5 protein-coding genes are annotated in these 11724 nt (G+C 34.4%); 4 read left to right on the forward strand and 1 reads right to left on the reverse strand.

Features of this window, described 5'->3' with window-relative positions; genetic code table 11:
- Positions 1-326 precede the first annotated feature (326 nt).
- From CJ739_RS05895 to CJ739_RS05905, 3 genes are read left to right on the forward strand one after another with little or no spacing between them, the layout of a single operon-like run.
- On the forward strand, positions 327-2516 hold the full coding sequence (locus tag CJ739_RS05895; protein ID WP_162880141.1) for a rhamnogalacturonan lyase family protein: 2190 nt from the start codon (positions 327-329) through the stop codon (positions 2514-2516).
- A 31-nt stretch (positions 2517-2547) separates the two neighbouring features.
- Positions 2548-4500: a rhamnogalacturonan lyase gene (locus CJ739_RS05900; RefSeq protein ID WP_269467305.1), complete on the forward strand. Its 1953-nt coding sequence runs from the start codon at positions 2548-2550 to the stop codon at positions 4498-4500.
- Positions 4501-4524: 24 nt separating this feature from the next.
- Positions 4525-7365: a DUF8487 domain-containing protein gene (locus tag CJ739_RS05905; protein ID WP_117173353.1), complete on the forward strand. Its 2841-nt coding sequence runs from the start codon at positions 4525-4527 to the stop codon at positions 7363-7365.
- Positions 7366-7532: 167 nt separating this feature from the next.
- Here the strand turns inward: CJ739_RS05905 and CJ739_RS05910 are convergent, their stop codons facing one another.
- A complete protein-coding gene (locus CJ739_RS05910; RefSeq protein ID WP_117173355.1) occupies positions 7533-7814 on the reverse strand; it encodes a type II toxin-antitoxin system RelE/ParE family toxin in 282 nt (93 codons plus the stop codon).
- A 382-nt stretch (positions 7815-8196) separates the two neighbouring features.
- Between CJ739_RS05910 and CJ739_RS05915 the strand changes: the two genes are divergently transcribed.
- Positions 8197-11724 carry a hypothetical protein gene (locus tag CJ739_RS05915; protein ID WP_117173357.1) on the forward strand — a complete coding sequence of 1176 codons (3528 nt, stop codon included), beginning with the start codon at positions 8197-8199 and terminating at the stop codon, positions 11722-11724.

Here is an 11724-nt window from a genome sequence, read left to right on the forward strand (position 1 = left end):
ACCATTTTCAAATAATTGAGGCTCTAAATATACTGTGTTTTCATTCAAGAGAAAAATATACATTTCTTCCCCAAAAACTATTCATCGTAGCTTTCTAAAATTGAGCCTAATATGAATGACTATTAAACGCAAACAAAATCAAAAATTTCATAACCAAACTTTTAAAGCCATAACAGGCAAACAAACACTTACACCTTTATTTTCAATATATTATCTTATAGATTTTAGAAGGTATAACAGGATAGAGCAGGATAGCCTCATTAAATGGAAAGTCTACATTTGTTTATAAGCAATAAACTAAAAACAACCAAACTAAACCATTTCTTATGACAAAAAAACTACTTAAAAACACGGCAATAAAAAGAACCTTAATTGCTTATTTTAAAAATAGCCTACTCCTTTTAGCTTTTATACTAACAGTAACACCTGTAATAGCCCAAAAGCAAATGGAAAACTTAAATCGTGGTGTACTGGCTGTACGTACTTCTTCCAATCAAGTATTGGTAAGTTGGCGTATTTTTGGTTCAGAATTCACAAACGCTTCTTATAACGTTTACAGAGGCACAACGCTATTAAATAACATACCAATAACTGGCGCAAGTAATTATATAGATAATACATCTACCAACGGCACTTATAGCGTATCTGCCATCATAGATGGTATTGAACAAGAAGTTTCCCAACCCATAGACGTTTGGAATAAAATATATAAAAAAATACCTATAACCGCTCCTGCAGGAGGAATCTCTCCCGCTGCCTGTAATATCGACGACCCCATACCGTACACTTATGAAGCCAATGATGCTTCTGTTGGAGATTTAGATGGCGATGGCGAATATGAAATCATTTTAAAATGGATGCCTACCAATTCTAAAGACAATGCACATTGTGGTTACACAGGTAACACCATTTTACAAGGATTAAAACTGGATGGCACCGTATTATGGACCATAGATTTAGGCAAGAACATCCGTTCAGGCGCACACTATACGCAATTTTTAGTTTATGATTTTGACGGTGATGGAAAGGCAGAAATTGCTTGCAAAACAGCCGATGGAACTATTGATGGCGTTGGAACGGTCTTAGGCGATGCCAATGCCGACTACCGCAATACAAGTGGTTATATTTTATCCGGACCGGAGTATGTAAGCCTTTTTGACGGTGAAACCGGAGCTTTTATTACCACACAAAACTACATACCTGATAGAGGCAACGTATCTAGTTGGGGTGATAGTTACGGAAATAGAGTGGATCGATTTTTAGCATGTGTGGCTTATCTTGATGGCGTAAGACCTAGTTTGGTTTTTGCCAGAGGCTATTATACACGTGTAGTACTGGCGGCTTTTGATTACAGAGATGGCCAATTAACAAATCGTTGGGTATTTGACACAAATGATGGAGGTGGCAAAGAAGCCGTTTATGGCCAAGGAAACCATAGCATAACTGTAGGCGATGTTGACGGTGATGGAAAAGACGAAATTCAATATGGGTCTGCCGCCATAGATGATGATGGTACTGTTTTATATTCTACAGGTTTTGGACATGGCGATGCCAGTCATTTAGGAGATTTTGATCCGTCTCGTGAAGGTTTGGAATATTTTATGGTTCATGAAGAAGCAGATAGACCCGAAGTACCACAAATAGATTACAGAGACCCTAGAACAGGTGACGTATTTTGGAGCGTTGCAGGTAGTGGAGATATAGGCAGAGGTGTTATAGCAGATATTGATCCCAATCATTTGGGAGCCGAAATGTGGGCATCAAATGGTTCGGGAATACACAACCTTAGCGGCACTATCATTTCAACAACATACCCAGAAACGGCAGGTAATGGATCAACTTTCAATATGCTTGCTTGGTTCGACGGAGACTTATTAAGAGAACTAGTGGATAGAACAGTTATTACCAAATGGAATGCAACTACAGGTAGCACAGACCGAACTTTAACAGCTTATAGTTATGATAATGTTTCTGTTACAAGCAACAATGGCTCTAAGTCCAATCCGTGTTTAATTGCCGATATATTAGGTGATTGGCGAGAAGAAATCATTTGGAGAAAATCGGATAATACAGAGCTTGTTATTTTTTCAACACCCAATCCAACAACCGAACGTATTTTTACCTTAATGCACGACCCTATATATCGTACCAGTATTGCCTGGCAAAACGTAGGTTACAATCAACCTGCACATACAGGTTTCTATTTAGGCGTTGGTATGCCAACACCTGCTGTTCCTAATATTTATATAGCTAATAGCACGCTTTCAATTGAAGAAAGCGGTACAAAAAACAGTTCGTCAATAAAAACATATCCAAATCCAACCACTGGTGAATTATATATTTCCGGAGTATACAGTGGTACTATCGAAGTGTATGATAGTATGGGTAAATCTTTAATTAAAAAAAGTTCAAATACGATTAATAGCGTAGACTTAAGCACCTACCCTAAAGGTTTGTATTTAGTGAAAATAACGCAAGAAACTGGGGTAAAGGTATTTAAAACTATATTAAAGTAACTTTTCGGATTGAACTCAAACATACTTGTAAATGAAACAGGAATCACTAATAATTGAATTACAAATACCTTTCTCTCCTAAAAAAGATTACTTTTCTTTTTGGAGAATGACCTTTCTTTATCTTGTTTTCACGCTTATATTTATGCCTGTAACGGCTCAAAAGCAAATGGAAGATTTAGATAGAAGTGTGTTGGCTGTTAGAAAAAACAGCAACGAGGTTTTAGTAAGTTGGCGCATTTTTGCTTCAGAATTTGAAAATGCTTCATACAATGTATATAGAGGTACTTCCCTATTAAACACCACACCAATTACTGGAGCTAGCAACTATACCGATACCATAAGTTCAAACGAAACATATAGTGTATCGGTCATTATAAATGGTACAGAACAAAAAATGTCAAAACCAAAAGACGTTTGGAACACTATCTACAAAACAATTCCTATTTCTGCTCCTGAGGGAGGAACATCGCCTGACGGTAGGGATTATATTTATGAAGCCAATGACGCCTCTGTTGGCGATTTAGATGGTGATGGTGAATATGAACTGGTACTAAAATGGATGCCTTCGAATTCACACGACAATTCCCATAGAGGCTATACAGGTAATACCATTTTACAAGGATTAAAACTGGATGGCACCGTATTATGGACCATAGATTTAGGCAAGAACATCCGTTCAGGCGCACACTATACGCAATTTTTAGTTTATGATTTTGACGGTGATGGAAAGGCAGAAATAGCATGCAAAACTGCAGATGGCACTGTTGATGGAGTAGGAACTGTTTTAGGTGATGCCTCAGCAGACTTTAGAACTCCTAATGGTTACATCTTATCTGGCCCCGAATATTTGAGTCTTTTTTCTGGTGAAACAGGAACTTTTATAGCAACACAAGATTATATTCCTGTAAGAGGAGACATCTCCGATTGGGGTGACAGTTACGGAAATAGAGTGGATCGGTTTTTAGCATGTGTGGCGTATCTTGACGGAAAACGTCCTAGTTTAGTATTCGCCAGAGGTTATTACACACGTACCGTTTTAGCCGCTTATGACTATAGAGATGGTAAACTAACAAATCGATGGGCATTCGACACCAATAAAAAAGGCAACGAAGCATATTTTGGGCAAGGGAACCACAGCATCACTGTTGGAGATGTTGATGGTGATGGAAAAGATGAAATACAATATGGATCTTGTGCTATTGATGATGATGGCACAGGCCTATATTCCACAGGTTTTGGACATGGCGATGCGAGTCATTTAGGAGATTTTGATCCTACTCGTGAAGGTTTGGAATATTTTATGACGCATGAAGTAGCCAATGGCAAAAATATTCCCGCTATAGACTATAGAGACCCCAAAACAGGTGAGGTATTATGGAGTGTTGCAGGAAAAGGCGATTTTGGAAGAGGTGTTACAGCCGACATTGACCCGAACCATATAGGTACTGAAAGTTGGGCGTCTAACGGTTCTGGAGTGCATAATGCTAAAGGCGAGGTCATCTCTACAACATACCCTTCAACAGGTAGAAGAGGTGCTAGTTTTAATATGTTTGCCTGGTGGGATGGCGATTTATTACGTGAAATAGTAGATAAAACAGTCATTGCAAAATGGCATCCCGATACTAAAAGTTCAGAGATACTGCTTACAGCTTATAATTATGACAACATGAGCTTAAAAAGCAATAATGGTACAAAATCCAATCCTTGTTTAATTGCCGATATATTAGGAGATTGGAGAGAAGAAATTATCTGGCGAAATTCAAACAACACCGAATTGGTTATATTTTCAACACCATATAGCACCACAGAGCGTATTTTCACCTTGATGCATGATCCGCTATATCGCACCAGTATTGCATGGCAAAATGTAGGATATAATCAACCTGCACATACTGGCTTTTATTTAGGACATGGCATGACAACACCCAAAACCCCTAATATTTATTTAGCTAAAAAGCCAATGAAGCCTCAGTCAAAAAAATAGTGTCATCACAAACAACATATCAATATGTCAACAAAATTCTGGTGCATCTTATTTTCAATATTTGCGTTCTTTCAATGTGACAATCAACCTGAAAAATTAAATCTTGAAGGGCATTGGTCATACAAATTAGACCCTAATAATATAGGCTTAATAGAACATTGGCAAACACTTGATTTTGAAGACAGTATTAAATTACCAGCTTCATTAAGAGATAAAGGTATTGGCTACAACCCAACACTAAAAACAGAATGGACAGGAAGCATTTACGATAGCACTTGGTATTTTAATCCTGCCATGAAAAAATACAGGAAAAAAGATAGCTTAAAATTTCCATTTTGGTTGACACCAAACAAACGTTATGTTGGTGCTGTATGGTATCAAAAAGAAATTTTAATTCCTGAGAATTGGACAAATAAAAACCTTGCCTTGTCATTAGAAAGACCCCATTGGCAAACACAAATTTGGATAGATACTATGTATATAGGAAAACAAAATAGTTTATCTGTTCCTCACAATTTTACAATTCAAAAAAGCATAAAACCAGGGAAACACCTCTTAACCATTCGCGTAGATAATGCCATTAGAGATTTAGATGTTGGCATCAATTCACATAGCATTTCAGACCATACACAAGGGAACTGGAACGGCATTATTGGTAACATGATATTGTCTCCAAAAAATGAATATAGCATTAATCAAATTAAGATAACTCCCAATATTTCCAATAAATCGATTGAAGCAAAAATAATTCTGAATAAAAAAACAAATGCAACATTGCATGCAGAAATTAAAATAAACGGATTAAACCATGAGCATATTTTAAACACGTCAACGTTTAAATTTGATAATACTTCAAGCGAATTAATTGCAACTATTCCTATGGGTAATCATTTTAAAACATGGAGCGAATTTACACCAAACATTTATGAAATAGTAATCAGTTTAAAGAAGAATGAAAGCATTCTAGATACCAAAAAAGAAGTTTTTGGAATGCGCGAGTTTAAAATTGAAGGCAAACATTTTAAAATAAATAACAGTCCAATTTCCCTAAGAGGAACCACTGAATGTAGCGTATTTCCATTAACTGGATATCCACCAACCGATGAAGCTTCATGGGCACGAATTTTTAAAACATGTAAATCGTTTGGATTAAACCACATGCGTTTTCATTCATATTGTCCACCGGAATCTGCTTTTTTAGCTGCCGATAAAGCAGGCATCTATTTACAAGTTGAAGGGCCTAGTTGGGCAAAATACTCGGTTAGTTTAGGTAATGGAAAACCAATTGATAGTTATTTAATGGAAGAAACCAAAAGGATTATCGATACTTATGGAAATCACCCCTCGTTCTGTATGATGGCCTACGGAAACGAACCTTCTGGAAATTATGTACCCTATTTAGAAAATTGGGTAAGTCATTTTAAAACCTACGACCCACAACGAGTTTTCACTGGAGCATCCACCGGTAGAAGTTGGTCTATTATTGAAAATAGTGATTTTATTGTAAGGTCACCTCCTAGAGGGCTGGAGTGGAAAGACACGCAACCTGAAAGCGTGTTCGATTACAGAAACAAAACTGAAAACCAAGATAAACCTTATGTAACCTTCGAAATGGGGCAATGGTGTGCATATCCTAATTTTGATGAAATTAAAAAATATACAGGCGCTTTAAAAGCTAAGAATTTTGAATTGTTTCAAGAAGATTTAAAAGATCATCACATGTCAGACCAAGCACATGATTTTTTAATGGTTTCGGGCAAACTACAGGCATCTTGTTATAAACAAGAAATTGAAGCGACACTAAGAACCCCCAATTTAGCTGGATTTCAATTACTAAGTTTGAACGATTTCTCTGGACAAGGCACAGCATTAGTTGGTGTTTTAGATGCCTTTTGGGATGAAAAAGGATACATAACAGCTAACGAATTCAAAGCATTTTGTAATGATGTTGTACCATTAATAAGGCTTCCTAAATTTACATTTTATAACAATGAAACATTAAAAGCTAGCGTTGAAGTGGCAAATTTTAGTGGCAATGCATTAAAAAACACAAACCCTGCTTGGGAATTAATTAATAATCAAAACGAAATTATTAAAACAGGGAATTTAGAAAACAAAACAATTCCATTAGGAAAAGGTCATGAATTAGGAAATATTCAACTACCATTAAACTTTGTAAATAAAGCTTCAAAGTTTACTTTAAAAATTCATGTTGGCACTTATATAAATTATTGGAATATTTGGGTCTATCCTACATCAAATAAAAAAACACAGTCTTCAAACATTCATATTTGCAAAATTTTAGATGCCAAAGCTAAACAAATACTAAAACAAGGTAGAAAAGTATTATTACTAGCTTCTGGAAGCATTGAAAATGGCAAAGATGTGGTTCAATACCAAACGCCGGTGTTTTGGAATACATCTTGGTTTAAAATGCGACCACCACATACAACAGGCATTTTAATTCAAGACAAGCATCCCGTTTTTATCGATTTCCCAACAGAATACTACGCCGATTTACAATGGTGGGAAATAGCAAACAGGCAACAAATAATGAATTTGGAAAACTTTCCACCACATTTTAGACCTGTCATTCAGCCTGTAGACACTTGGTTTTTAAACCGCCGCTTAGGAATGCTTTTTGAGGCAAACGTAAATGGTGGACAATTAATGGTTTGCAGTATTAATATTGGAAATAATGATGAAAACAGACCTGTAGCCAATCAGCTTTATAAAAGTATTATAACATATATGCAGTCTGATAATTTTAATCCAACAGAAAAAATTGCAATGGATATTATTTCTGAATTATTTGAAAAGAAAGAGCGAGCAGTATGGAATTCTTACGTAAAAGAAAACCCATAATCTCACTTTAAAAAACCCCTGCTATGCTAGAAGTTTGAAACTTCGCATTATATCATAACACAAAAGCTGTACCTAGTTTTACTTAAATACAGCTTGTTCTATTTTTTATTGAAATTCATTTATTGCTTCGAAGTCACAGACTTCTAAGAAAAGGTACTCTTTTATACTTATCTTACTTTTTTAAGTGGATGTTGATGTGTATTGAATACAGAGTATACAATTACTGCTTCCTTGGTCTTTTCGTAAATAATAACGTAAGGAAAACGTTTCAAAGGTAATTCCCAGAACACTGGTTTACGTTTTATGGAAAAATTGGCATTACCGTTCTTGAGAGTTTCAAAGTAACCTTCCAAATAGCCATAAAATTCTTCACCTAAACCTATTTGCTTGGATTGGCACCAGTCTATTGCATCATAAATTTCATCGCGAGCCTTTGGTTCAATAATCAATTTAGAATGCCGATAGGCTCATATCCAAAAATACCGTATCAACGATATAATGGTTGACCGCACGTTCTATTTCCTAATCAACTTCATTGCTGTTTTTGGTGAGCGTTATTTAATTGCTATGTACCTGTATAATTTAGATTAGGATATATTTTAGGAGACTTCTTTTGAAAATTTCTTTATAAAAAAACAAACAGGAAACTTACGCTTAAGTTAAGATTTTACCTTATAAATATAAATGAAAAACCTTATATAACTTTTAAATAATTATAATAGATTTACAGAAATTATTTATTTAATCGATATACGTTTCTATAAGTGGAAAAGAAAATCAATATAAGTAAAAATTTATATAAGAGAATTTAATGAATAACTATATTATTATATGAAAAAAATATTTCAAATATTGTTTTTACTACCATTTACTTTTTTTACTGTAAATTTCTATAGCCAAAATGTAGAAACTCAAAATCTAATCAATACACCAAACATCTCATCTCCAAATATATCAGGATTAATGAGTTCGGTAGAGGTCCCTGTATCTAATTATAATGGAACCACTAATTTCAATGTTCCTTTATTCAACTTAAAAGAAGGAGACATCAATCATAACATATCTATTAATTATTATAGTAATGGTTTAAAGGTGGAACAAGAAGCAACAAATATTGGTTTGGGATGGAATCTTATTGCGGGAGGTGTCATAGAAAGAATTAATAATGGTGATGGTTTTAGTTCTCCATATACTATCAACCCTTATGGTGTTCAGCTTGAAAATTTATCATACACATATAACGATCTTTATACTAATATACCTCAAAGAACCTGTACTTTTTTTAATGATGAAGGAGAGATATATACTTTATCTTATGAAGAGACACAAGATTTATTTGGAGGGCTCCAGTCCAAAGGATTTAAATACCTCCTTTTTCGATATAGTTTTGGGAATTATAGCGGTAAATTTATCAGGGATAGAAGTGGTAATTTTATTACAATAGACAGGAGTGATATTAGGTTTGAGAAACTACCAAATGATGGAGGCTATAAAGCAACAACAATTGATGGTACAGTCTATCAATTTACTTTAAATGGGTTCTCAATGGATTCTACTTCATTTATAAGATCTAGTGACACGTTCTATTTAACTAAAGTTACTTCACCAACTAATCATGAAATGAATTTTTCGTATGCAGAAAACAATCCAATACCAATTCCTCATATATCACAGAGGGTTACGGCTAAGTCATCTGATGCATCTGACTTCTCGGGGAACCTGTTTTCAAGTGTTTCAACCAGTAGCATTAAAGAGTATGATCTTGTCGAAATCAACACAGAAAACATAAAGGTAAAATTTAATTACGGGACTAGATTAGATATACAAAATGGTAGAAAGCTACTCAATATCCAAGTGTTTAACCAAGGTGAAACCTTATCAAAAAAGATTTTTAATTTTAATTATACCTATTTTTTAGGGAATCTTGGTTTTGGCGATTATACCTCCACAGTAAATTTAGGAAGTTATAATGGTGGGCCTCCTCCAATGAGTACGGATGTTAAATCGAAAAGACTGAAGTTGTTGTCTGTTACGTTTTCTGATGAAATTTCAAATATTGATAACAACAACAAATCCTTTAGTTATGAATTTGAATATAATACGGCTCCAGTTCCGTACAAAACATCTTTTGCCCAAGATATTTGGGGATATTTTAATGGTTATAATAATCCCAATTTGTTACCAAATTTAAATACTTTGGGATATTATGATGTATTATTTCCTCCTTTTTTTGACAACTCCAACTCCACCGCCTCAAGAAAAGCCAGAGAAGAGTATGCTAAAGCTGGAGTTCTTTCAAAAATAATTTACCCTACCAAAGGATTTACAGAAATAGAATATGAAGCAAACGAATTCGTTCCTTATGCTACTAATACAAGCACATATCAACTTGTAAAAGCAAGCGTGTACGATGTGGGTAGTACAAATGAAAAATCATTAGAGTTTTATATTTCAGAAGAACATCCTGCTGTTAAATTAAGTTATCAAATTCTTTGTAGTATAGCTGGGGGACCTTGCGATAATGGTGTTAGCTCATCACCTGTAGAGTGCCCAGATTATTATTATTATCCGGCATCCAATGTACATCCTAATGATAACCGTTTATATATAATATTGCAAAAGAAAGTAGGAAGTAATTGGGAAATGGTTCATGAATATAATCGAACAAGCCCAGAGGTTATCCAATATGCAACCCAAAATAATTTTTGTGGTCTTCTTAAAACCTCCGCATTAACAGAGGGACAATATAGAATAATAGTAAATTATCCCGATAATAAAACTGGAGTTTTAGGCGGACCTTGGGCATCTGCTGAAATTGAATATATGAAAGAGGTTCCGGCAACTAGTTATGAGAATAAAGGAGCCGGTCTTAGAGTAAAATCAATTAAATCATATAGTGCTGATAATAAAATAGCGGAACAAAAGCATTTTCAGTATAAAAATGGAATAATGATAACAAAGCCTATTTTTTGGAGATTTATGGAAGGCATAGAACGAAATCAGCTTATTATGTACCCTCCTTATCCATTTAGCACACCCCCTAACTGTGACTCAACAGCGGAGAGTTTTACAGAACTGTGCCCGGAGGGATTTTCAAATAACACTGAAAGTTCATTAGGCTATACCGCTAAAACAATCCTTCAATCAGATGCTACACAGCCTTTTTCTTATAATGCAAATGGATCGTTAATAGGGTATAGCGAGGTAACAATATTTACAGGTTCAATCGATATATCGACTTCAAACCCTAGTGGTGAAATTAAATATAAAAATGGAAAAGAAGTATATAACTATAAAAATAAAGCAGATAAGATACTATATTTTGAATCAATCATTCCTGGAATACCTGGCGCAATGGCAATAGATAACGGCCTTTTAGAGAAAAAATCTATATACAAAATAATGAATCCAGGTTCGGCTAACTCCATATTATTTCCTACATACAAAGAGACGTATGAATATAAAGTTGAAGATTTTAGAAATTATTGGGCGTTTATTTTTGATGATTTAAATAGATGGTTAACCTGTTCTGAAGTTAATTCAACAGGCTACTATAATAAACTTAGGGCTATTCATTTTTATCCTATTAAAGTAGGGAAGGTTTTATTGGACAAAAAAAAGGTAACAGCGTATAATTCTAATGAAGGCATTCCTATTGAGGGAGTAATAACCGAAACTAATTATAATTATAATTCCAGACATTTGTTAAGTAAAGAGTTTACCAGCAATTCAGTAGGTGAACAAATTAGTATGGAGTATGATTATCCAGAGGATTTGTTAAATGAACCTTGTATAAATAAATTGATCGCACAAAACCGAATTGCGATACCAATTCAAAAGACAACAAAAAAAGATGGTGGAATACTTGCTCAGGAAAAAACGGAGTTCCAATGTCCAGACGATGGCTTAACACTACCAAAGAATATTTTTACAAAAAAAGAAAATTACGATTTCGAAAAAAAGGTTACTTATGATATGTATGATGACAAAGGCAATCTTCTACAATACACGGTTACAAACAACGTTCCAATATGTTTTATTTGGGGATATAGTAAACAATTTCCTATAGCTAAAATAGAAGGCGCAACTTATACGCAGATAGAAGGATATGTTGCTGCTTTACAAATAGCAAGTAATAATGGTACATTGGTAAGTGAATCTTTCAATGCCCTAAGGGATGGTCTTGATGCAGCATTAATTACCACCTATACCTATGAGCCTCTTGTTGGTGTTACTAGTATAACAAGTCCTAATAAATTAGTTCAATATTATGAATATGACAATTTAGGCAGATTGAAATATACCAAAGATAAAGAAGGCAATATTATAAGTGAGCATAAATACAATTATAAAAACTAA

The sequence above is a fragment of the Mariniflexile sp. TRM1-10 genome (assembly GCF_003425985.1).
Classification (GTDB): Bacteria; Bacteroidota; Bacteroidia; order Flavobacteriales; family Flavobacteriaceae; genus Mariniflexile.

Excerpts from the sequence above, each read along its gene's own strand:
- CJ739_RS05895 (WP_162880141.1), top strand. The coding sequence starts at position 327 with ATGACAAAAAAACTACTTAAAAACACGGCAATAAAAAGAACCTTAATT.
- CJ739_RS05900 (WP_269467305.1), top strand. The coding sequence starts at position 2,548 with ATGAAACAGGAATCACTAATAATTGAATTACAAATACCTTTCTCTCCT.
- CJ739_RS05905 (WP_117173353.1), top strand. The coding sequence starts at position 4,525 with ATGTCAACAAAATTCTGGTGCATCTTATTTTCAATATTTGCGTTCTTT.
- CJ739_RS05915 (WP_117173357.1), top strand. The coding sequence starts at position 8,197 with ATGAAAAAAATATTTCAAATATTGTTTTTACTACCATTTACTTTTTTT.